This window comes from Paenibacillus sp. MB22_1, assembly GCF_047200555.1.
Classification (GTDB): Bacteria; Bacillota; Bacilli; order Paenibacillales; family Paenibacillaceae; genus Fontibacillus; species Fontibacillus phoenicis.
The window spans coordinates 2591194-2614660 of record NZ_JBLADV010000002.1 but is presented as its reverse complement, the minus strand read 5'-3'; the positions used below and the strand labels follow the sequence as shown (position 1 = coordinate 2614660).

General features: G+C 54.0%; 17 protein-coding genes and 1 pseudogene. 9 read left to right on the top strand and 9 right to left on the bottom strand.

Features of this window, described 5'->3' with window-relative positions; translation table 11 throughout:
• The first annotated feature begins 132 nt into the window (after positions 1-132).
• The gene (locus ACL02P_RS23595) at positions 133-465 is read left to right on the top strand and encodes a helix-turn-helix transcriptional regulator (protein WP_412838203.1); all 333 of its coding nucleotides are present in this window, start codon (positions 133-135) and stop codon (positions 463-465) included.
• Between the two features lie 2 nt (positions 466-467).
• On the opposite strand, the gene ACL02P_RS23590 is transcribed toward ACL02P_RS23595, so the two are convergent.
• Together ACL02P_RS23590 and ACL02P_RS23585 are read right to left on the bottom strand one after the other, a co-directional pair.
• Positions 468-2093, bottom strand: a complete 1626-nt coding sequence (locus ACL02P_RS23590; protein ID WP_412838202.1) for a response regulator transcription factor — start codon at positions 2091-2093, stop codon at positions 468-470.
• A complete protein-coding gene (locus ACL02P_RS23585; protein ID WP_412838201.1) occupies positions 2090-3934 on the bottom strand; it encodes a cache domain-containing sensor histidine kinase in 1845 nt (614 codons plus the stop codon). The genes ACL02P_RS23590 and ACL02P_RS23585 overlap by 4 nt, the downstream gene beginning before the upstream one ends.
• A gap of 144 nt (positions 3935-4078) precedes the next feature.
• Here ACL02P_RS23585 and ACL02P_RS23580 point away from each other — a divergent pair, with 144 nt between their 5' ends.
• The 3 genes from ACL02P_RS23580 to ACL02P_RS23570 all read left to right on the top strand — a co-directional run bounded on the left by ACL02P_RS23580 (position 4079) and on the right by ACL02P_RS23570 (position 7209).
• Positions 4079-4969, top strand: a complete 891-nt coding sequence (locus tag ACL02P_RS23580; protein WP_412838200.1) for a carbohydrate ABC transporter permease — start codon at positions 4079-4081, stop codon at positions 4967-4969.
• Positions 4969-5811, top strand: a complete 843-nt coding sequence (locus tag ACL02P_RS23575) for a carbohydrate ABC transporter permease (protein ID WP_412838199.1) — start codon at positions 4969-4971, stop codon at positions 5809-5811. The genes ACL02P_RS23580 and ACL02P_RS23575 overlap by 1 nt, the downstream gene beginning before the upstream one ends.
• Before the next feature lie 102 nt (positions 5812-5913).
• The gene (locus ACL02P_RS23570) at positions 5914-7209 is read left to right on the top strand and encodes an ABC transporter substrate-binding protein (protein WP_412838198.1); all 1296 of its coding nucleotides are present in this window, start codon (positions 5914-5916) and stop codon (positions 7207-7209) included.
• An 89-nt stretch (positions 7210-7298) separates the two neighbouring features.
• Here the strand turns inward: ACL02P_RS23570 and ACL02P_RS23565 are convergent, their stop codons facing one another.
• The 6 genes from ACL02P_RS23565 to ACL02P_RS23540 form a co-directional block, all read right to left on the bottom strand.
• The gene (locus tag ACL02P_RS23565) at positions 7299-8546 is read right to left on the bottom strand and encodes an MDR family MFS transporter (protein ID WP_412838197.1); all 1248 of its coding nucleotides are present in this window, start codon (positions 8544-8546) and stop codon (positions 7299-7301) included.
• 71 nt (positions 8547-8617) lie between these two features.
• Positions 8618-10432 (bottom strand): sensor histidine kinase, encoded by a 1815-nt coding sequence (locus tag ACL02P_RS23560; RefSeq protein ID WP_009226454.1) that lies wholly within the window; start codon positions 10430-10432, stop codon positions 8618-8620.
• Between the two features lie 10 nt (positions 10433-10442).
• Positions 10443-11273: a response regulator transcription factor gene (locus tag ACL02P_RS23555; RefSeq protein WP_260069877.1), complete on the bottom strand. Its 831-nt coding sequence runs from the start codon at positions 11271-11273 to the stop codon at positions 10443-10445.
• A 181-nt stretch (positions 11274-11454) separates the two neighbouring features.
• A complete protein-coding gene (locus ACL02P_RS23550) occupies positions 11455-13146 on the bottom strand; it encodes an extracellular solute-binding protein (RefSeq protein WP_412838196.1) in 1692 nt (563 codons plus the stop codon).
• Positions 13147-13228: 82 nt separating this feature from the next.
• Positions 13229-14122, bottom strand: a complete 894-nt coding sequence (locus ACL02P_RS23545) for a carbohydrate ABC transporter permease (protein ID WP_412838195.1) — start codon at positions 14120-14122, stop codon at positions 13229-13231.
• 19 nt (positions 14123-14141) lie between these two features.
• Complete coding sequence (locus ACL02P_RS23540) at positions 14142-15122, bottom strand: ABC transporter permease (RefSeq protein ID WP_412838194.1); 981 nt, start codon at positions 15120-15122, stop codon at positions 14142-14144.
• A gap of 211 nt (positions 15123-15333) precedes the next feature.
• On the opposite strand from ACL02P_RS23540, the gene ACL02P_RS23535 reads away from it, so the two are divergent.
• Both ACL02P_RS23535 and ACL02P_RS23530 read left to right on the top strand, forming a co-directional pair.
• The gene (locus tag ACL02P_RS23535; RefSeq protein WP_412838193.1) at positions 15334-16686 is read left to right on the top strand and encodes an amino acid permease; all 1353 of its coding nucleotides are present in this window, start codon (positions 15334-15336) and stop codon (positions 16684-16686) included.
• A gap of 175 nt (positions 16687-16861) precedes the next feature.
• Entirely contained in the window at positions 16862-19360 is a 2499-nt protein-coding gene (locus ACL02P_RS23530; protein ID WP_412838192.1) for an alpha/beta hydrolase family protein, read from the top strand.
• Positions 19361-19446: 86 nt separating this feature from the next.
• Here ACL02P_RS23530 and ACL02P_RS23525 read toward each other — a convergent pair whose 3' ends face one another.
• Positions 19447-20004 carry a GbsR/MarR family transcriptional regulator gene (locus tag ACL02P_RS23525; RefSeq protein WP_009226447.1) on the bottom strand — a complete coding sequence of 186 codons (558 nt, stop codon included), beginning with the start codon at positions 20002-20004 and terminating at the stop codon, positions 19447-19449.
• A gap of 346 nt (positions 20005-20350) precedes the next feature.
• Between ACL02P_RS23525 and ACL02P_RS23520 the strand changes: the two genes are divergently transcribed.
• From ACL02P_RS23520 to ACL02P_RS23510, 3 genes and pseudogenes are all read left to right on the top strand, one after another.
• Positions 20351-21598: a quaternary amine ABC transporter ATP-binding protein gene (locus tag ACL02P_RS23520; protein ID WP_412838191.1), complete on the top strand. Its 1248-nt coding sequence runs from the start codon at positions 20351-20353 to the stop codon at positions 21596-21598.
• Positions 21558-22389: pseudogene (locus ACL02P_RS23515) on the top strand (ABC transporter permease); the annotation flags it as partial. The gene ACL02P_RS23520 and the pseudogene ACL02P_RS23515, both read left to right, overlap by 41 nt.
• Before the next feature lie 15 nt (positions 22390-22404).
• Entirely contained in the window at positions 22405-23349 is a 945-nt protein-coding gene (locus ACL02P_RS23510; protein WP_009226444.1) for a glycine betaine ABC transporter substrate-binding protein, read from the top strand.
• Positions 23350-23467 lie beyond the last annotated feature (118 nt).

The following is a 23467-nucleotide window of genomic DNA, read 5'->3' as shown; positions in this document are numbered from 1 at the left end:
GTGATCTTTGCCTTATCCAGCAGACGAAAAAATAAACCGGGTCAAGCATAAAACCGCTCGGCCCGGTTTCCTCCATTATTTCACTTCCGATCCGTCGAGATCCCCGATCTGCTGACGCTATCGTTTCATGCGATGACCAAATCGTTCATTAAAGTGCATGCCCTGCTCGATTACATCCATGAAAACTATGCCAGCAAAATTACGAGCGCGGACATCGAGCAGGAATTCGACTGCAATTACGACTATATCAACCGGGTGTTCAGCAAACTGACCGGCTACAGTATCATGCGGTACGTCAATCTGGTGCGGATCAGCCATGCTAAGGAACTGATCGAGGCGACCCACCTCAGCTTCAGCGAAATCGGCTATTTGACGGGACTGGACGATCCCTATTATTTCAGCAAAGTGTTCAAGAAGTACGTCGGCATTCCGCCAACCGAGTATTACAAAAGAATACGGGAATAAGATCAGCGGTCCTCCGCGCGCCGTCCCAAGAAAAAAGTTTTCCGGTACTCGCGGGGAGTCTGGCCGGTCGTTTTCTTGAACACGCGGCTAAAATATTTCTCATCCTGAAATCCGACCAATTCGGCGATCTGCGTTAATCTCATATCCGAATTCGCCAGCAAGGCCTTGGCTTTATCAATTCTTAATCTCGTCAAATAGTCGGACAAGTTCTCATTGGCGATCTGCTTGAATTTTCTCGAAATATTTTCCCGGCTGATAAAGAACCGTTCGGCGATATGCTGCAGGGTGATCTCCTGGTGATAATGGTCGTTAATGTACCGCTTAATATCATTCACCAGTTGGCAATCGAGCTTCTGATTGAGTATGCGTTCCTGCGAGAAGTTTTGCAAAGCGTCCGCGATCGTTTGCTTCCAGCGGTCCAGCGAAATATACCCTTCCTCGTCCAAAAACTGTTCAAGGTCCAGGTTCACGGTTGCTCCGGGCTCCCCTCCCCATATTTCCTGCCTCCAGCGCAGCATGGCCGATTCAAGCTCTTTCTGCCATTTCTCCAATTGCTCCTGCCTGATCGCCGGCATCGCCGCAACTTGTTCATACCACTTCTCCAGCACTTCGGCGATCCGATCCGGCTGCCCCGACAGAGCGGCCAGTTTAAAAGGCTCGATATAGTGTTGAAAAGGGGATTCTTCTTTAAACCCGTTAGCGGCGCCTTGATAGAAATGAATATGGCCGCTGCCGGGAAGCAAACTCCGTTGTCTTATCGCCTGCTTCGCCTGCTCGAACGATACGGTCAAGCCTTCCGGGAAGCGGCTAACCTCCCCGGCCCCGATATGGAACTGAACCTGATACGCTTGCCGCATCGACTCGTTGATTCTGCTCAGGCATTCCTCCACACCGCCGGCGTCTCCCCAAAACGCAATCACGATATCCATCCCTGTATTCCAGTAACGAAACGCATATCCGCGCTTGCCGCAGCAATCCGCTATAATCTCGTTGCACACATTGACGGCCACAAACGCGCTTAGCTGCGCGTCCTGGTTAAACCGCTGCAGCAGCCTCCGGTTCATCAAGGAGAAGACGGCGATCCGGCAGCTTTGCACTTCAGGGCTTAAGCCGAACTGTTCCTCCAGCGGCCGCTTGAGTTCTCTGTAAGGCCTGCTGCCGGAGACAAGCTCCGAGAACACCTTGTCCCAATAGAGCGGCTGCAGCATGTTCAGCTGAATGTTCTGATGAAGCGCCCTGAAGCGTTCCTGTTCTTCCGACTTCCACTTTTGCACCGCACGTTCCGCTGCCAGCACCAATTGCTTGCTGTTGAGCGGTTTTAGCAAATAATCCATCCCGCCGTAGACGATGGCAGGCTGAACGTAGCTGTAATCCTGGTAGCCGCTGATTACAATCACTTTGGAGCGCGGCGAATGCTCATGAATCCATTCCAGCAGTTCGGCCCCATCCATCAGGGGCATACGCATATCGGTAAAAATAATCGCCGGAGACTCGGCCTTAATCAGTTCGACGGCTTCCTTGCCGTTCGCCGCTTCATATACGGCTTCAATTCCGTATTCTTCCCAGGGAACAAAATAGCGCACCGCCTCCCGCACATGCTTCTCGTCATCGACGATCAACGCTTTCATCTGCCTTCCTCCTCTTCGTTCAATCCGGACGTTCCGGCGGGAAGAGTTAACGTCACCGTCAGCCCTCTTTCATGTCCTGACATCGTAAGATTTGCTTCCTCGCCGAAATACAGGCGCAGCCTTGCAAGCACATTGCGAAGCCCGATCTGCTCCTCGCCTTCCCAATGCTTAGCGTTGATCTTCGCGATCATCCGGTTCATTTGCTCCTTGGGGATGCCGGTGCCGTTGTCCGACACCTCGATCACGAGAAGATCCGGCTCTTCCAGCCTGCTGGCGATCACGATGCGCCCGTCTTCGATCCCGTCCTTGAAAGCATGTTTAAATATATTTTCCACCAGCGGCTGGAGAATCATCTTCGGCACAAATTTCGTCTGCACCGCTTCCTCGATGCGAAATTCGACGTGCAGATGCTCTTCGCCAAACCGCTCTTTTTGCATCATGAGATAGTTCTGGACATGTTCGATTTCTTCCTGCAAGGAGACGACCGACTTGTCCGTCGTCATCGTGTAGCGCATCATGCTCCCGAGCGAGTATATGAGTTCATACACCTTGGGCGCATGATAGTGCAGGGACAGCGAGGCGATCGACTGCAGCGCATTATACAAAAAATGCGGGTTGATCTGAGCTTGAAGCGCCTTAAGCTGATTCGTCTTGTTGGCGATTTCCAGCCGGTATTCCTTCAGAATCAGATTGTTGATCGTCTGCGTCATCCCGTTGATTTTCCGGGTCAGAATGCCGAACTCGTCCTCGGTCGTCGCTTCGATCCGGGCGTCAAGCTGCCCGGTCTGAATCTTTTGCGTAAAGGAAATCAGCCGCTTGATCGGCGTCGTAAAACGGATGGAGATTAGCACGGCGGCAATCATCGCGATAATCAGAAACATCAGGCCGATACCCGTATTGATGCCGGTGATCGATCTGGCGTCGGCGTACAAATCGTCATAGGGTACGAGCTTCATAATGTAACCGTCAAAGGGCGGGCTATCCGCCCGTTTGTAAAAGACGATCCCCTCAATGTCCGCACCCTTCCACGAAAAATAGCCGCTGTCTTCCCCTGCCGGCGGGCGGCTCCACCCTTCCGCGATCCGCTGTCCTAGCCGCTTAGGATCGGAAGAATACAGAACTTCGCCCTCCCGGCTTACAAGATAGAGCTGTTCCGTGCCCGGTCTATACATCGACCTTGTGATTTCCTCAAGCTCGCTCAAACGCAAATCCATCGAGAGATAGGCCATCACTTCATCGCTTGGCGCCCGGTAAATCGGAAAATGCGCGCTGAACACCTCGGTTGTACCCGCTTTCAAATTAGGGATGGCCGTTTTCGTGCCGTACCGGTGATCGAGGTGCGTCGCTTCGATGAAGGGGCGCATCTCGCCGGAAGGCGGCGCAGGCGGCACAAAGCTATCGTTGATTTCCCTGCGAAAGAAACCTTTAAGCAGCGTGTTGGACTGGCGATTTGCGCAAATATACAAATGAATCTGATAAATGTCCTTGTTTGATTGGAACAAATTGCGCAGTTGGCTGGATATTACATCCCGGTGATTGCTTATATCGAGGCCCGATTCCGCATCATCCCGCGCTTTCACCGATAAAATCGCGGTATATAACGTGTCGGGGATATTGATTCCGCTGTAGATCGATAAGGCAAGCTGGTTGATTCCCGTAAAATAATTTTTAAGATTCGATGCCCCCAGTGTGAGCAAATTGGTATTCTCTTGAATGGACTTTTCGGTCACGGAATTTTTCGTGTAGAAATAAGAGACGGTAATGGAGATCCCCGTCGGCAGCAGAGTCGTAAGCACGAGCAGCGCCATCAATTTCGCCCGTATGCTTTTCCGAAACAGCATCCAAATTCCCCCTCCCATTCCCCCACATCTTAACAAAGCGCTGCAAAATATTCCACTTTTATCGACATGAATGTGAGTGTTGCAAGCCAAAGCTTCCTCCTAAAATGAACTTATAAACTTACAGATACAGAAAGGAGAGCCGTTATGAAAAAAACGCTTCGCTTCCGCAGAGGATGGGGCCAGCAAATCGTGTTTCTCGGGCCATGCCTGCTTTTTTTCACAACCATCGTCATCATTCCGTTCGCGCTCGGCTTCTATTACTCCTGCACGGATTGGAACGGTCTGGATCTGGATAAAGCGGTCTGGACCGGCGCGGCCAACTGGAAGCGGATTTTTCTAAGTGACGACAAGTTCTGGGAATCCATGCTGTTTACCCTCAAATTTACGGCGATATCCGTCCTGATTACCAATGTATTGGCCTTATTTCTCGCGCTGCTGCTGATGAAACCGCTGAAGAGCCAAAAAATACTGCGCACGGTCTTCTTCATGCCCAACATCATCGGCGGCATATTACTCGGGTACATTTGGCAATTCATCTTCACGAAAGGCTTCGCCACCATCGGAGAATGGACCGGCATTCCGTTCTTTGAACTGCCTTGGCTCGGGACGCCTTCCACCGGATTTTGGGGCCTCGTTATCGTCTTTGTCTGGCAGACCTCCGGATATATGATGGTCATTTATATCGCCGCCCTGGCCGGCACGCCAAAAGACCTGATCGAGGCGGCCCAAATCGACGGCGCCCGTCCGAACCAACTGCTGCGGAAGATCTATATTCCGCTCATCATGCCGGCGATTACGATCTGCCTCTTCTTGACGACATCGAATGCGTTCAAAATGTTCGACCTGAACCTGTCGCTTACGAAAGGAGGCCCGGGAACGTCAACGCAATCCCTCGCCTACAACATCTATGCCGAAGCCCTGGTCAACAACCGCTACGGCCTAGGGACAGCCAAAGCGCTGCTGTTCTTCCTCGCCGTGTCGATCATTACGATCACACAAGTGTGGATTACGAAACGCAAGGAGGTTTCCGCCTGATGCGCAAAAATAGCGAAAAATACCGGGGGCGCACACTGATTCTTGAAATTGCGGCGGTGGTGCTCGGACTAATTTTTATATCGCCTTTTTATCTCGTTCTGATCAATTCGCTGAAAAGCTTAAAGGAAATTTTGGTCGACGCGGCCTCTTTCCCGCGCCTGTTCCACTTGGAAAATTACCGGAACGTCTGGAGCGCCATCAACTTCCCCGGGGCGTTCTGGAATTCGTTTCTGATCACCGTGCTGAGCGTCGTTCTGATCGTGCTGTTCAGCTCCATGGCCGCCTATCAGATCGTGCGCCGGCCGACGCGCTTTAACTCGTTTGTGTTCCTGCTGCTCATTTCGGCCATGATCATACCCTTTCAGTCCTTGATGCTGCAGCTCGTGCGTGTCACAAGCCTGCTGGAGCTGCGCGGCGAATTGTACGGGGTGATCGCCTGCTATCTCGGATTCGGCATGCCGCTGTCCGTGTTCCTGTTCCACGGATTTATTAAGACCGTCCCCATTGAACTGGAGGAAGCGGCCAAGGTGGACGGCTCGAACCCTTACGGCATCTACTTCCGCATCGTCTTCCCGCTGCTGATGCCGATCGTCGTGACGGTCATTATTTTGAACACGCTGTGGATTTGGAACGACTACCTGCTGCCGGTGCTCGTCATTGGCGGCAACAAGGAGCTGACAACCATTCCTCTGGCGGTGACCAAGTTTTTCGGCCAATATACGAAAAAATGGGATATGGCTTTGGCCGGCCTCGTCATGGCGGTCACGCCGATTCTCATCTTCTTCCTCACCTTGCAGAAATATATTGTGGAAGGAGTTACGGCTGGCTCTGTCAAAGGATAGAAGCAACAATATCCACTTTTTCAAGCAACATATTAAGTGTAAACCCTTCCTCGTTTTTACTAGAATGGGTTTGTAACACAAATTAATAAGGAGGTTCATTGCATGAAAAACTGGAAGGCCATTCTCATTTTTGTAATCGTTTGCACACTGATGATTGCAGGCTGTGGCAATGGGGGCAATGCAGCGACGGGGGCGGAAAACAAGCAGACAGAGAATAGCTCAGCGGCGCAAGAGACGGCAAAAAAAGACGTCACGATCAAAATGTTCAACTTCAAGGTGGAGATCGCCGAAGCGCTTGACAAGCTGACCGAAGCGTATGAACAAGAGACCGGCGTCAAATTGGAAGTGGAAACGCACGGCGGCGGTGAAGACTACGGCGCGCTTCTGAAAGCCGAGCTGGCCTCCGGCTCCGAGCCGGAAATTTTCAATAACGGCGGCTATGTCGCACTGGAGCCTTATATGGACCGGGCGACCGAACTGACCGGCGAAGCTTGGGTCAAAGATTTGATCGAAACGTCCAAAATGCCGATGACGGTGGACGGCAAGCTGTACGGCATGCCGATGAATATCGAAGGTTACGGCCTTGTGTACAACAAGAAACTGTTTGAACAAGCGGGCATTACCGAAGAACCAAAAACGCTTCCGCAATTGAAGGAAGCCGTAGAAAAATTGAAGGCGGCCGGCATCACGCCGTTTATGGCCACCAATGAATGGTGGTCGCTCGGCATCCATTTGGTCAACGTAGGGCTGGCTAACCAGCCGGACCCGCGGCAATTTATCGAGGATGTCAAAGCAGGCAAAGCCTCCTTCAAGGACAACGAAGTGTTTAAACAATGGCTCGATCTGGTCGACCTGATTTTCAACAACGCGCAAAAGGACAAAATGACGACCGACTACGCTTCCCAGATCGCCAACTTCGCGGCCGGCAAAGCGGCGATGATGCTGCAGGGCAACTGGACGCAAGGCGACATCGACAAAATCGATCCCGATTTACAGCTCGGCGTGCTCCCGGTGCCGATCAACGATCAAGAGGGCAAAGTGTTGATTGGCGTTCCGAACAACTATGTCGTGAACAGCAAATCCGCACATCCGGAAGAAGCAAAGGCTTTCTTGAACTGGCTCGTGACTTCCGAGACCGGCAAGAAGTTTGTGACCAAGGAGTTTAAATTTATTCCGGCCTTGTCGAGTATAGAAGCTACTTCGGAAGACATCGGGCAAATCGCGGTGGCCGTTCAGGAAAAATCGGATACTGCCGTCGGCTGGTTTTGGGATTTGTTCCCGGACGGTGTAACCCAAGGCTTCGGAGCGGCCATGCAAGAATATTTAGGGGCGCAAATTTCCCGCGATCAGCTCTTGGAGAAACTGGATAAATCCGTACAGGATATCGTGCAGCAATAGCATCACGAACTTTAGCTTCCAATCAAAAGGAGATGCCTTGGCTCTTGCAGCCGGCATCTCCTTTTTGCTGCGCTTTTATGAGGTTAACTCTAACTCAGCTTTGCCTCTGCTCCATTCGCAAGCTCGGCCGGCTGCGCGGCCGACAAATGGCGGTTTGCGATGAGCAGGAACGGGACGCCGAAGGCGGTCGTCAGCGCGATGATCGCAAAAATAAGCAACGCCGAGCCGGCGCCCAAAGCGTCCAGCAAAAAGCCGCCGAGCAGCGGCGCGAGTACGTTGCCCAAATTGATGAAGCCGAAGACGCCGAAATAAGTTCCGCGCAGTTCCGGCTTCGCGATCCGGTCAACCAGCACGTCCGTCATCGTAAACATCAGCACTTCGCCGATCGTAAAGATCACTACGCCCACCAGGAACGCCCAGACCGCATGCACCGAGCCGAACAGCAGCAGGCTGCCGGACACGAAGAGATTGCCCGCAACCAGCGGCACAATCGGCGAGAAGCGACCGGCAAACTTGACGATCGGGAACTGCACCGCCAACACAACAATGGCGTTCAGCGACAGCATGTAACCAAACAGCGTGGCCCCGTCCTGGATGCCCGGCGTCATCTCCAGGTACTGTGCCAGCGTTGAGCTGAAATGGCCGTACCCGAGCACGCAGAAAATCATGCCTATCAGCACGTACAAAAAGGTGCGGTCCCTGCCGGTCACCTGCATGGCGCCCTTCAACGTCAAACGCTCGCCTGCTCCATGACCCGCGATCCCGATTTCCTTGTGCAGCATAAACTGGAAGACCAGAACCAACCCGTACACCAAATACACGAGACCCGCGAAATAGAAGGCCAGTCCCGTCTCGGAAGCACCCACTTGCAATCCAAGGATCGGCCCAATTACAACGCCGAGATTGATCGCGGCGTAACGCAAATTAAATACCAGCATTTTGCTTTCCTGCGGGGTGATATCGGCCAGCAGCGCCCGGGAGGTTGGCTCGAACAGCGCCCGGCATAATCCGTTTAGGGCGTTCATGATAAAGAAAAGCCACACTTGGTTCGCCAGCCCAAAGCCGATAAACACCAGCACCCAACCGAAGATCGAAATGTACAGTACCCGCTTGCGTCCGATGACGTCCGAGATGTAGCCGCCATAGAAGCTGGCGAACACCCCAATCAGCGAACTGACCGCAATGACGATCCCGGTTTCGGAGGGAGATGCTCCCAGCGATTTGATCAAGTAAATAGATAAGAACGGAATACTCATGGACGAAGCCATACGTCCAAAAATCGTCCCAATAATAATGGTCCACGACAAGGGATGAATGCTCTTGAGTTGTGCGTTCATTTGGTTTCGCCTTCTTTGTTCACAAGATGTTCAAAACTATCTCCCTATTAAAACCGCGAATCCAATAGTTGTCAAGACTTGTCAGAAGGACTAATGCTTGACGTTTTGGCAGAGGTTCGGGAGGAGCCCGGCGTTTCTCCACCGGCAGGGACGGCCGGGAACCGGATCAGCACCGTCGTGCCGATGCCGGGGCGGCTATACAGCTTCACCCCGTACTCCGACCCAAAATGCAGTTGAATGCGGCTATGGACATTCCGAATGCCAAAGCCGCCATCTGCTCCGGGGGCCGGGTTGAACACTTGCCGCTGCCGTTCCTGCGTCATGCCAATCCCGTCGTCGATAATCTTGAAGCACACCTCCCGCCCTTCCGTATATCCTTGAATCCGAACGTGGATCGGGTCGCCAAACCAGGCATGCTCCAGCGCATTCTCGATAAACGGCTGCAACACAAGCTTCACCGTAGCCAAAGACAGGATGGCAGGATCAACCTCAAAGTCGAAGGACACCGCCTCTCCGAACTTCGTACGCTGAATGTTAATATAAGCTTCGGCCTGCGCCAGCTCGCTATGGATCGGGATGATCGTGCGTCCATCGCTGAGCGACAAGCGGTAAAACTTCGCCAAATCCAGCACCATGCGCTGCAGCTTGTCAATCTCCCCGAATTTGGCCAGCCGGCTGATCGAGGACAACGTATTATAGAGGAAATGCGGATTAATCTGCGCCTGCAGCGTCTCCAGCTCGGCCTCTTTTTTCTCAAGCCGGGTCAGATAGACCTGCTCAATCAACTGCTTGATATTGTGCCCCATCTCATTCAGGGCGGAAGCGATCTGCGAGAACTCGTCTTTCCCCCGATAGCGCATCCGTTTATGCAAATCCCCCTCACGGAAGGCGTTTAAGACCGAGACGATTTTCGTCACCCGGATCGAGAAATAACGGGAGATAAACATGCCGGCAAACGTAAACACAATCAGGCACAACAGGCAGATCAAGATCACAAACCAGCGCACCTTCGCCGAGTCCCGTTCCATGATCGTAAGCGGAACCCGGGCCGTCAGCACCCATCCTGGGCCTTCAAGCTCCTCTTGGATCGTCAAATACTCGGTTGTTCCAGAGGATGCTGCAAACCCACCGGACTCGTATAACGTCTCCCCCGTCCCATCCTGGATGAGCAACTGGCTGCCTTCGCCGATTTTGCGGTAATCCAGCGCCCCGAACAGCTCGCCGATCCGAACGCTGAGCCGCAAGAAGCCGATTTCCCGCAAATCCAGCGGCTTGTTGCTGTCGACCAACCGGCGCAGCAGCGAGATTCTGCCCTGTTCCCGGTCCTTCTCCACCTGCTGCCAAACGAGCGTCTCTCCGTATCGCTCCTCAGGAAAATCTATGTACCACGCTTTATCCTGAAGCCTGCTTAAATGATAGATATTATAGTTGCCTTCAAGCGCATCCGGATTCTCATTCACAAAGGAACCGTGATAAATCTCGGGCAGCGTATCATTCTCCAGAAAAACGTACATGGCGAGCTTCAGACCGGTCGCATTCATCGCAATATGCAGCTTGGGCTGAAGCACCATCGTCGTCCGTTCATAACTGCTCCAGCCCTCCTCATAGCTGCGCAGCTGCGTGATCAACATGTAATCGTGATAGAGCATCGAGGAGACGCGCTCGACATCCGCCAGTTTGTATTCGACGTTGTCCCGGATTTGCAGCAGCGTCCCCTGGATATTACTGCGGGTTTGATTGCGTATGGATTCCTGATAGAGAGAATGGGAAAAATAGCCGATCGCCAGCACCGGAATCAAAATAAATACGAGGTAGGTCAACATCAGCTTGTAGCCAAACGGAAGGTAACGCAGCGCTCGGGGCGGCGTCACGCGGTGGATTTTCATCAAGTCGGCCTCACTCCCGTTTGCGGAATTCCATCGGCGTCATCCCGAAGGTCTCCTTAAATTGCCGGCTAAAGTAAGGGATATAGCGGTAACCTACTTGACCGGCGACCTCGTAAATTTTCACCTTCGGGTCTTTGAGCAGCTTACGTGCCCGTTCCATTCGCAGTTCAGTCAGCATTTCGCTGAAGCCTTGGCCGGTTTCCTCCTTAAAAAGATGCCCTAGATAGTTCGGCGAAAAGGCGAATTGCTGAGCGATGTTCTTTAAGGTGAGATTCTCGTGGAGGCGCGCCTGCATCGTCGCGATGATTTCCCGGATCAGCCGGCTGCAACCCGGCGCAGGGCGCGCCTCGGTCAACCGCGCCGCAGCTTGCCGCTCCTGCTCGTCCTCCAGCTTCTCAACGCCTTGCGCTTGCAACGCCTGCATCATTTTCAGATACTGCTCCTCCGTCCGCTTCCGATTCGCTTCATGTTCCAGCTCCAGCGTAATTTGCCGGAGCGAGGCGACCAACTCGTCGTCGTCCATCGGCTTCAGCACATAGCTGCAGGCTTTGAGCGAGAGCGCCTGCTTCACATAATGAAAATCCTGGTGTCCGCTGACAAACACGACGCGGACGTCCGGCTTCCGGTCCATCGCCCGGCGTGCCAGCTCCAGCCCGGACATATGCGGCATATTGACGTCCGTGACCAGAATGTCGATCGCCTGCCGTTCCATCAGCTCGCAGGCCGAGAAGCCGTTGCTAACGGCGCCCACCACCTCCATCCCCAGCTCGGACCAGGGAATAAACGTCCTCATGCCCTCCAGGTCAAGATGCTCGTCATCAGCAAGCAGTACCTTGTACACGATCGTGTCAGCCCCCTTTTTTCCTTGCGGAAGTTCGGTTTCAGCTCCGTTTCCCCTAAGTATACCCGGCCTCCCTGTTCGTTGAGAACGGAGAAAATCCTCTAATCCTCCCCGCCCTGCGCTACAGGAAAAGGGAGCCTAATGAATCGGGCCCCCTTGCCAAGTAGCTTGCCTGTCTCGGTTAATTGCCTTGGATCATCTTCAAATTCTCATGCCAGCGCTGAGTATAGTAATCCAGCAGCTTCTCGAACCCAATGGCCATCGTGTCCTCATGCGCTTTGTCGAGGATCGCCAACGCTTCCTCGTCCGTCTTCGCATACAGCGCTTGCGCTCTCGCTTTCTGCCAAATGTCCTTGCCGCTTTGGAAGGTGATGCCCTCCTCGGTATCCGGCAGCGGGAACAAATTGATGAATTCCGTAGCGTCGCCCTGCGTTTTCCATGTAATTTCGTACTGCCAATAGGTTGACCAGTTCCGTTCGCTCTCCGGCAGCGTTGCTTCGAATCTCCCTTTAATATCGTCAACGTACACGGTATTACCAACCCACATCAACGGGTCCATCTTCGCTTGATAATCGGCGAGCTTTTCTTTTTCCTTCGTATATTTCTCCGTGAACTTCGGCGTGATGCCGTCCGCTTCCCGTCCTTGCCAGAACTCGCCTTCAACCCCCCACATCTGCAGGGTCATCCCCTCAGGACCGGTCCACCAATCCAAGAAAGCGAAGACTGCTTCCGGATTCTTGGCGCTGGTCGTAATGACCGCTGCGTTCCAACCGAGCATGTTATAAGTGCCGGGATAAATTTTGTTTTTGTCCAGCCCTTCCTTGTGAATCGGCCAGATCATGAAATATCCGGCGTCCGGATCCTTTTGGGTCAAGGCTGCGTGGGCCTGCATCGCATACAAGGTCGGATTGGAGGAAGTGTACACCGCCACCCGGCCGTTCATCAGCTTTTCCTGCACCTGGTCTCTGGTCTGCGTCATGGCGTCCTGCGTCATCAACTTCTCGCGGAACAGCTTCGCCGCGTAGACCACCGATTCCCGGAACGGTTCGTCCTTGTAAATCGAAGTCATTTTATCCCCGTTGGGTACGGCAAAATAACGCGGAAAACTTAAATTGTTCTCCTTAAACGCGGAGTAAATCTGATCAAGACCGTGACCTTCGCTGGCCAAATCCGTCTCCAGCGGGATGACGTCCGGATATTTCTCCTTCACCAGCTTCAGGTAAGCATACAAATCATCGGTTGTTTCCAGTTTAGGCGAACCGAGCTCTTTATAAATCTTCTTGTTGACCACCCATCCGGCATTGCCGTTCGGACGGTTCGTGTACCAGTTCGGGAATTGATACAGCTTGCCGTCAGGGGATCGCAGCATGTTCATTGCCTTCGGATCCAGCCATTTTTTCAAATTCGGATACTTCTCGATATAATCGTCCAATGGCACCAGCAAGCCTGCTTCGCGCAGCCGTTCGACGTCCGCACCCCGCTCCCCCCAAATGACGTCCGGCAGATCGCCGGAGGCAATCATCGTGTTTAGCTTTTGCACCGTATTTCCGCCGTTTGGAATTTCTGTGATGTTCACCTTCTTGTTCTCTTTCACCCAAGCTGTCGTTTCGTCGGCGCCCCATTTGGGCATGGTGTACCAGTCATAGTTGCCGTAAAGCGTGAATTCCAGCGGCTCCTTCCCCAGCTCGAAAAGCTGCGGTTCCGCAGACTCCGCCTGGTTCGTCTCCGCATTGCTGCCGTTCTCCTTCGGCGCTTCGGCAGGATTACCGCCACTCGCGCTGTTGCCCCCGCCGCCGGAGCATCCGGCCAGGATGACGGCAATCGCCATGATGATGATCAACAGTTGGCTTAACCGTGTTCCCCGCTTTTTCATACGACTGTTATCCCCTTTCGCCTTTCATTTTTATGTTCAAAGCAGAACGATCTGCCTTAAACGCCGCCAGTTGTTCCTTCAACTACTCCTTCAAGGACCCGACCAGCACCCCTTTGACAAAATACTTCTGCACAAACGGATACACCAGGACGATCGGGATCGTTGCGACCATCATGGTGGCCATCGACAGCGATTTGCTGGTGACGGTTTTGGCCTGCGCCATATGGGCTTGCGCCGCTGCATCCAGGTTAGCCGTCTGCTCGGAGACGATATTGGACGCGAGAATCTGCTTCAGAATGGTCTGAATCGGCAGCAGCTCCTCCTTCGAAATGTAGATGCTGGCGATGAACCACTCGTTCCAGTGCCCAACCGCGGTAAACAGCGACAACGTTGCGATAACCGGTCCCGACAGCGGCAGCACGATGCGGAACAAGGTGCCCCAATTGCCGCAGCCGTCGATTTTGGCCGATTCCTCCAGCCCTTGGGGCAGCCCCTGGAAGAAGGTACGGAAGATGATCATGTTCCAGACCCCGATAAGCGAAGGAATGATATAAACCCAGAAGGAGTTAAACATCCCCAGATTACGGATCAGCAGAAACGTTGGAATCAATCCGCCGGAAAAATACATCGTAAAAATACACATCAGCATGTAAACCTTACGCCCCATCAGCTCGCGCTTGGTCATCCCATAAGCGAAGATCGCCGTGGCCAAGATGGCGCTGACCGTTCCGACGACGGTCCGAAGGACGGAGATGATGAAGCCCGACATCAGCCGTTCATCCTGGAAGACGACCTCGTAATTTTCCAGGGTGAAGGCGCGCGGCCAGAGGGTAATTCCGCCTTTTGCGGTATCCAGCCCCTCGTTTAGCGAGATCGCAATGGCATTCAGGAACGGATATAACGTGGAGAGGGAAAAAACGGTTAAGAAGACGTAGATGAAAGCAACCATGACCCGGTCGCCTCTGCTGCTATACATCGCGAGCACCTCCTCCTGATTACCATAAGCTGTTGCCGGATCGGCGGGCTACATAGTTAGCGAGGGTCAACAGTCCGACACTTACAACCGCTTTAAACAACCCGACGGAGGTAGCGTAGGAATAGCGGTAATTGTTGATCCCGACCCGGATCACGTACGTATCGATGACGTCGGATACATCGCGCAGCGCCGGGTTCACGGCCAACACGAGGATATCCTCGAAGCCGGCGCTCAGCAAATTGCCGATGGCCAGAATCATAAAAATCGAAATCACCGGCATAATTGATGGAAGCGTTATCAAATAAATCTGCTTAAAACGGCTGGCCCCGTCAATCGAAGCGGCCTCATACGTATGGGGATCCACCCCGGCGATCGCCGCCAGGTAGACGATCGAGCCAAAGCCGATTTCCTTCCAGACGTTGGTCGTGATCAGAATGGTCCAGAAGTATTCCGGGAGCGACAGAAAATTAATCGGCTCCTGAATCAGATTCAGCCGTTCCAGCAGCATGTTTAAGCTGCCGTTATCCGTGGCGAGCAGCGAAGCGACCAAGCCGCCGAGAATGACCCAGGACATAAAATGCGGTAAATACGTAATCGTCTGAACGACTCGCTTGAACACCATTTTCCGCACTTCGTTGAGCATTAAAGCCAGCAGAATCGGCGCCGGAAACCCGATGACAAACTTCAGCAGGCTGATGACGATCGTATTACGCATAACCGTGTAAAAATCCGGGGAGTTAAAGAAGTAAGCAAAATGCTTCCAGCCCACCCACGGACTTCCCGTAAAGCTGTGCCCGATCTTGTAGTCCTGAAAGGCGATCAAGACACCATACATCGGGATATAACTAAACACGAAGATGAGGGCAAGCGCCGGGAGAACCATCAACTGCAGGTCGATTTGCCGAAAAAAACGCTCGATCCCGCTCTTCCTTCTTTTATAAGGCATGTGCGGCATGGAGGGTTCGGGTTGCATTTCCCGATCCGTGGATAATCGGGCCATAAACGCTTCTCCCCTTTACGCTTTTTTGATCTTGAAAGTTATTGTATATTGGCCGCCGGGCCCTTGCCTATCTGACCAATCAACGAAATGTGATACTAATCAACCGGGTATGATTTCATTTCCTCCCGCGGGCGAATTAGTGTAAGATAAAGTCCGTATTGCTTATCCAACTTCCAATGGATACAACTCAGATTTAGGGGGCTTTATTTACGTGAAATCCGATTCCTCAACTTTGCAGAAAAAATTGCTGCCCCGCCACATCAGCTTCATGGCCATGGGCGGCGTTATCGGCACCGGGATCTTCAAAGGGAGCTCCGAGACCGTCAGCCTGGCCGGGCCTGGCGTGATTTTTTCTTATGCCTTTGCCGGATTGCTGCTGCTGGTCGTCATGGGCGCTATTGCCGAGATGGCGACAGTGTATCCTGGCCGCAACATGAAGGACTTCATCCGGGAGGCGTTTGGCGAGCGCATCTCCTTCATTCTGGGGTGGATGTACTGCTTCATGTGGCTGGCCGTATGCGTCATTGAGGTGATTGCAGCCGGCAGTTTCCTGCAGTTCTGGTTGCCGGACGTGCCGCTCTGGGTGCTTAGCCTAGCCAGTGCCGCCTTTATCTTGGCCATCAATCGAATGAGCGTAGCCGGTTACGGCGAGTTTGAGTTTTGGCTGGCCGGGATTAAAATCGCGATGATCATTGTCTTTATTCTCCTGGGCGCGGCCATGCTGTTTGGCCTGATCCCTGGGGCGAGCGCTCCGTTCCCGCACAATTACCGGGATTACGGCGGCTTGTTCCCGAACGGATGGACGGCAATCTTCTCGGCGCTGCTGGTCGTCATGTTCTCCTACGGCGGCTCCGAGCTGATCGGACTGACCTTGTCGGAGGCCAAGGATGCGGAAAAAGTGTTGCCTCGGGTGGTCAAAAGCTTTATTTTGCGCGTGGTGCTGTTTTACACGTTACCGATTCTGATCATTTGCGGGCTGATACCGTGGAACAGTCTCAATGAGCAGACCAGCCCGTTCGTGCAGGTGCTGTCCTCGGTTGGTTTGCAGGGGGCGGCGCATCTGATGAACTTCATTCTGATTACGGCGGTCTTGTCCGCTGCCAATTCCGGCATCTATGGCGCGACCCGGATGCTCCACTCGATGGCCGCCGGCGGGGAAGCCCCAGCGAAGCTGGCGCGGATCTCCGCCAAGGGCGTTCCGGTCAACAGCTTAATTCTTTGCGGGGTTGTTCTGATCCTCGGCTCCATGTTGGCCGTCTTTAATCAGGCAGGCTTGTTCCGTCTATTGATGGCGGTACCCGGCTTTGTCGTGCTGCTCGTCTGGATCACCATCTGCTTGTCCCAGTTAAAGCTGCGCCAGCGTTATCCGGCGGCACCTAGCTTTAAAGTCTGGGGCTTCCCGTATATTACGGTGCTGACCGTGATCAGCCTCGTTGTCATTGCGCTGCTGTTCTTGTTCGACGCGCAGAACCGCATCAGTATCGGGACCTGCCTGGCCGTGCTGCTCCTGCTGATCGTCTGGTCGTGGGTCCGTTTCCGCCCGCGCCCCGGCCAGAGTCGGTAGAGGTGTTGGAGCTGGCTTTTACGGGATTATCCCGCTGACTCAGCCGGCTGATGGTGCTGCAGCAGACGCTTTTACATGATTATCCCGTTCGGTCAGCTGGGTCGGCCCCTGTATTCCCCTGTTTCTCCCGGTCCTTGGCCCATGTTACAATAAGGGAAGAGGAGAGACTACGATTTTGGGGGAAGCCATGGAACTTCAGGTGGTTACTGAACTTTTGATGAGCAAGCCGACGCTGCGTTACCGGATCGCTCGCCGCATCCGGAATGCTTACCGATACGATACCGCCTTTTGGCGATCCGCCATTGCCGGCCCCTGGGGGGCCGGCATGTTCGCGTTTGGCCTGCTGGCGCTGGGCATGCCGACCGGGCTGGGGAGACCGGTCGACCTGCTGCTGTTCCTGCTCGCGGGAACGCTGGGCCTGTACCTGACCGCCCACACCGCCGCGCTGCTGCTGGCTTTGATCGGCGTGCCGATCCCCCGCCTGTTTACGGGGGCGGTCTTGTTCGATTTTGCCGCAGCCTTCGTTATTTTCTACTATAACGAAGTAGCGATGCCCGCGGCTGCGGTCGTGGCCGCGGTGATCAGCCTGGCGGGAATCGCCGCCGGGCTGCTTTATGGGGCGCTCGCCAGCCGGAGGCTGCGGCTGCGCCATAAAGCGGCAGCCGCCCTGATGACGGCGCTGCTGGTGGCCGCCGCCGCGATCTGGCCGTTCGCGGCGGGACCAGGGGGCGGCTCCGCCGTACCGGCCTATCAAGGCGTGCAAAGCGCCGGGATATGGAAAGCCGGCGAAGCCGAAGATGACAAGGCGCGCGATGGCGCAAGCAGCGACGCCGCCGTCGGTTCAGCGGCCGTGCCAAGCTTGGCCGATCTGCTGGACAGCCCCGCCGAACCCGGGCCGTATGAGGTGTCGACCTTCACCTACGGCAGCGGGAACGACGCTTGGCAGCCCGAATACGGGGAAGCGGTCGACATCACCTCCGAAACGGTGGATGCCTCCGCCTATATTAAAAAGTGGTCCGTCTACCGGACCGCCTATTGGGGATTTAATCAGCGGGCACTTCCGCTGAACGGAAGAGTCTGGATGCCCGTCGCAGCGGAGGAGGTTAGTGCTGCCCCGGGGGACAGCACTAACGAAAGCCAAACCCGCTACCCGCTCGTGCTGATCGTTCACGGCAACCACCTGATGGAGGATTTCTCCGATGACGGATACGCTTATCTTGGAGAGCTGCTGGCCAGCCGTGGATTCACCGCCGTATCCGTCGATGAGAATTTCTTGAATTACTCTCTATGGACGGGAATTCCCGATAACGATATGAAGGTTCGAGCCTGGATTTTGCTGAAGCATTTGCAACAGATCGGCACATTTGCCGCAGAACCGGATAATCCGTTATACGAAAAAATCGACTTTACCCGCATCGGACTGGTTGGTCATTCCCGCGGCGGGCAAGCAGTAGCGATGGCCGCGGGTTACAAGGATTGGTTCGCGGACGACGCGGAGCTCATGTCGAGCTTAGAAGACTACAAGATCCAAGCCGTTGCCGCCATCGCCCCCACCGACAAAAAGGTGGACGGAAAATACACACAGCTTAAGGATGTCAGCTATTTGACACTGCAAGGCGCGCGGGATGGCGACGTCAGCGACTTCGAAGGCGACCGCCAGTACATGCGCACAAGTTTTTCGTCAGGCAAAGATCGGTTCAAAGCCTCGCTGTACATCGGAGACGCCAACCATAGCCAGTTCAATAGCAGCTGGGGCGGTCGGGACGTCAGTTATCCGAAGGGCATCCTGCTCAGCCGGAACGGGATGCTGTCGCCTTCCGAACAACGGAGCATCGCGAAGGTGTACATCTCGGCTTTCTTTGAGGAAACGCTGCATGGTGCGGGAGCGGGGAATAACGGAGCAACAACCACTCTCCACGCTGTGTCCGGCTCCGCTTCGGTAACGAACACCAGCGCCAAGCTCGGCCGCTATCTCCCGCTGCTGCAGGATTACCGCACCGGCTTAGCCTGGCTCCCGGACACCGCATATTACAACCGGTTCGAGCGCAGCACATTTACCGCTTGGGCCCGCTACGATGAAGATTTGAACCGGTTGAGTCTCCCCGGGGGAGGGAAAGCAGCGGGCAGCAACCTCACCTGGAAGGAGGAAGAGGCAAAGAACCGGCAAAACGGCACCAAGCCGTCCCGGGGAATCGTGCTGGAGCGTAAGCCTAGCGGCAATGAGCCGTCCACTTATACGTTAAGCTGGGAGCAAGGTGCTCCCCTCCCGTCCAGCGGCCAGCTGGAGGAGCTCGCCTTTTCGCTCACGGACCGCAGCTTCGAGCTGCAGGATGACAATACGCCCGATGCGGCTTTGGCTGCGGGTTCCGTCACAGTTGAGGTAGAGCTTACCGACGGCAACGGTACCTCCGTCCGTCTGCCGCTCACGAGGTTTATGGAGGTCGAACCGCTGCCCGTCACCTCGTTTACGATCCACCCCTGGCTGGAACGCCACCTGTCGGGCGGCAAATACAAGCATCCGACGGAAGCGGTATATCAGACGTATCGTCTAGCTTTGGCAGACTTTGCGACCGCCAACCCCAGCTTCAATTCGGACACCGGAATCCAGCGGCTGACCTTCCTTCTCAGCGGCGGCGCCGCCAAGCTGATGCTGGATGACATCGGAGTCTATTGATACGCCAAAAAAAAAAACGCTTATTCCCCGCGCTGCGCAATGACAGTGTGATCGGGAATAAGCGTTATATTATTTATACAAGAAAGTCAGGATTCGGTTTCCTTGGGGACCAGCTTATAGATCTCTCCGCTTTCCATCGCGTCGATCAGGCGGTCCAGCCATTCGTAATATTTCACCGATTCTTTCATCTTACGTACGTCTTCTTCCAATACCTTACGGAGCGGTCCTTCCTCCTCTACCACCATCGCTTTGGTTAATTCATCAATGGAGCGACGCAGCACCAGGATGTTGCTCTCCACCGCTTTTCTCCATTTAATTGCGAAGAAGTCCGTAAACGTCTGGTACCAGTCATATTCCACTTCATATAAGTCCTTGCGGGAGCCTTTCTCCCACACTTTATTGACCATTTTGAGATCCAGCAGGGTGCGGACGCCCGTACTCATGCTGGTTTTGCTCATCTTCATTTCCTTGCCCATCTCGTCCAAAGTCATCGGCTTGTCGGCAAAGAACAAAAGACCGTATAAGTGCCCTGTTGATAACGAGACCCCATACAAGTCCATATTTCTGCCAATGGCCTCGATCACGCGTTTACGTACCTTCATTAATAAAGCCTGTTGCTCATCGGTGAGCTGGTCCAAGCTCATGCTTGCAACCTCCTATTCATATGCAAAAAAACCTCCGCTGTAACGCATCCACCCGCACGGCTTAAATCCCCATACGGCTCAACGCTTATTCTATCTTAAGTAAGTCAAGCCCAAAAGTAAAGACGCAGCCTAGGGAGCATTTGGGAGGATATCGGAGTTATCCGCCGATTCATTACGTTCAGTTTTTTCTGTACGTTCCTTACGTACAGTTTTCATCTTTGCGTTATTTTCATTCCATTTGTTACACTTACCTCACGGATTGATGCGATACTGCCTCGCTGGGCAATTTTGTTAGCGAAGCCGAGATCGAAGGGGGAACTTCAAGCTATAGAAAAGGAGTGAATCTATGAATCAACCAATATTACAAGTCCGAGATGTTAGCAAGTTATTTGGTCCCCACGCTGAGCAGGCCATTCCATTGCTGAAGCAGGGCTATACCAAAGAACGTCTGCTCAAGGAAAAAGGCGTAACTGTCGGCGTTGGCCAAGTCAGCTTGGACATCCATGAAGGTGAAATTTTCGTCATTATGGGTTTGTCGGGGAGCGGTAAATCGACACTGGTTCGGATGTTGAATCGTTTGATCGAACCTACTGCGGGGGAAATTCTGCTGCATGGACGGGATCTCCGCAAAATGAACAAAGCTGAACTGCGCGAAGTGCGGCGTAAATCGATCAGCATGGTGTTCCAGAAGTTTGCTTTATTCCCGCATCGCACGGTCCTGCAAAATGTGGAATACGGACTGGAAATTCAGAAAGTTGCCAAAAAAGAACGCCGCGACAAAGCGATGCAGGCCCTCGAGCTCGTCGGCTTACAAGGCTGGGAGCAGAAGATGCCGGATCAGCTGAGCGGCGGTATGCAGCAGCGGGTTGGCCTGGCCCGGGCGTTGGCCAATGACCCGGAAATCCTGTTGATGGACGAAGCGTTCAGTGCGCTCGACCCGCTCATTCGTCGTGACATGCAAGATGAGCTGCTTGAGCTGCAGGAGAAGATGAAGAAGACGATCGTCTTCATTACGCATGATTTGGATGAGGCCCTGCGTCTTGGTGACCGGATCGCCCTGATGAAGGATGGCGCGCTCGTCCAAATTGGCACGCCGGAAGAAATGCTGATGAACCCGGCTAACCAATATGTGGAACGTTTCATTGAGGACGTCGACCTGTCCAAGGTGCTGACCGCAGCCCGCGTCATGCGTCGACCGGAAACCGTTACGTTGGATAAAGGGCCCCGCGTCGCGCTTGAACTGATGCGTGAACGAGGCATCTCCAACCTGTTCGTCATCGGCCGGGGCAAACGCCTGCTCGGCGTCATTACAGCCGAAGACGCCTCCCGTGCTGCTAAGTCCGGGATTGGCCTGGAAGAAATTCTGATTTCAGACGCCCCTCGCGTGGCTCCGGATACCGTGCTAAGTGACCTATTTGAAGTTACAAGCTCTTCCAAGGTACCGCTGGCCGTCGTTGACGAACAGGATCGTTTGCTGGGCGTTATCGTACGCGGTGCCGTGCTCGGTGCCCTCGCCGGAGAACATCATGAACTGAAGGAGGAGGTGAGCCCAGATGGAATTCATCCCGAAATTGCCGCTGGCCGAATGGATTGAATCGCTGGTGGATGCCATGGAGCGGACGCTTGGAGGATTTTTCGACGGATTGTCCACAACGATCGAAACGATCGTTAACTTTTTCGCCGGATTGTTCCTGCTGCCGCATCCGCTGCTGTTTATTGCCATCGTTGGAATCATCGCTTATTTCATCGGAAAATGGCAGTTGGCCTTGTTCACCGTGATCGGGTTCCTGCTAATCGACAACCTTGGCTATTGGACCGAGACCATGAACACCTTAGGCCTGGTGATCACTTCCGGCTTGATCTCGATTCTGTTTGGCATTCCGATCGGGATCTGGTGCGCCTATAGCAAAATGGTCCATCGGATCATCTCACCGTTGTTGGATTTTATGCAGACGATGCCGGCGTTCGTTTATCTGCTGCCAGCGGTAACCTTCTTTAGCCTCGGGGTTGTCCCTGGGGTTATCGCATCGGTGATCTTCGCGATCCCGCCGACGATCCGGCTCACCTATCTTGGGATCAAGCAGGTGAACGGCGAGTTGACGGAAGCGGCGAACGCCTTTGGCTCCACGGTCTGGCAGAAGCTGTTTAAAGTCGAGCTTCCGCTCGCCATGCCAACGTTGATGGCCGGGGTTAACCAAACGATCATGCTGTCGCTCTCGATGGTCGTCATCGCCTCCATGATCGGCGCGCAGGGCATCGGGGCCACCGTCTACCGGGCGGTCACCCAACTGAAGATCGGGCAAGGCTTTGAAGCCGGTTTGGCCGTGGTTGTCCTAGCCATCGTGCTCGACCGCTTTACGCAAAACCTGTTTAAATCCAAAACACAAAGGGGAGATTGAGATGAAATTGAAGAAGACGAGGAAGTTGATGGTACTGGCAGGATTAGTGAGCATGTTGGCGTTGTCCGCCTGCGGGCAAGCGAACAATCCTTCGGCCGGCGGTGCCAACAACACGCCGGATGCTTCGGCGAACGGGGGCAACACCTCAGCCGGAGCCGTCGGCGAGCAAGTCAACTACGAAATCATCGGGATTGACCCTGGTGCTGGAATTATGAAGGCGACAAGTCAAGCGATCGAAACCTACGGCTTGGACGGCTGGAAGCTGATTGAGGGCTCCGGCGCAGCCATGACGGCGATGCTGGACAAAGCGGTGAAATCCGAAAAACCGATCATTGTTACCGGCTGGACCCCGCACTGGATGTTCTCCAAATACGATCTGAAATATTTGGAGGATCCGCAGAAGGTTTACGGGGAAGCCGAAGAAATTCACACGCTGGCGCGGAAAGGCTTGAAGGAAGACCATCCGACCGCCTATGAGTTCCTCAACCGCTTCGAGTGGACTTCGGATGAAATGGGCGAGATTATGACAGCGATTCAGGAAGGTCAGGACCCGGCGGAAGCCGCCAAAGCCTGGGCAGACAGCCATGCCGACCGCGTGGACAGCTGGACCGAAGGCTTGACACCGGTGAACGGCGACAAACTCAAGCTGAGCTATGTGGCATGGGATTCGGAAATCGCCAGCACCAACCTGCTGGAATATGTACTCGAAAGCAAGCTGGGTTATGACGTCGAGTCCCTCCAAGTCGAAGCGGGTCCAATGTGGACCGGTGTCGCCAGCGGTGACGTTGATGCAACTGCAGCCGCATGGCTGCCGCTCACCCATGCGGATTATTGGGATAAATACGGCGAACAAGTTGAGGATCTCGGCGCGAACATGACTGGGGTCAAAACCGGCCTGGTCGTTCCAGTTTACATGGACATTAACTCGATCGAGGATTTGAAGTAATCACCTTTACCCGTAACGGAACTTAGAGACCTTATTGTACTATTTCCCGGTGATTTCCCGCTGTAACGGAACTTAAAGACCTTATTTGATGCTAATACCAGCGAATTCGCTGCCTATA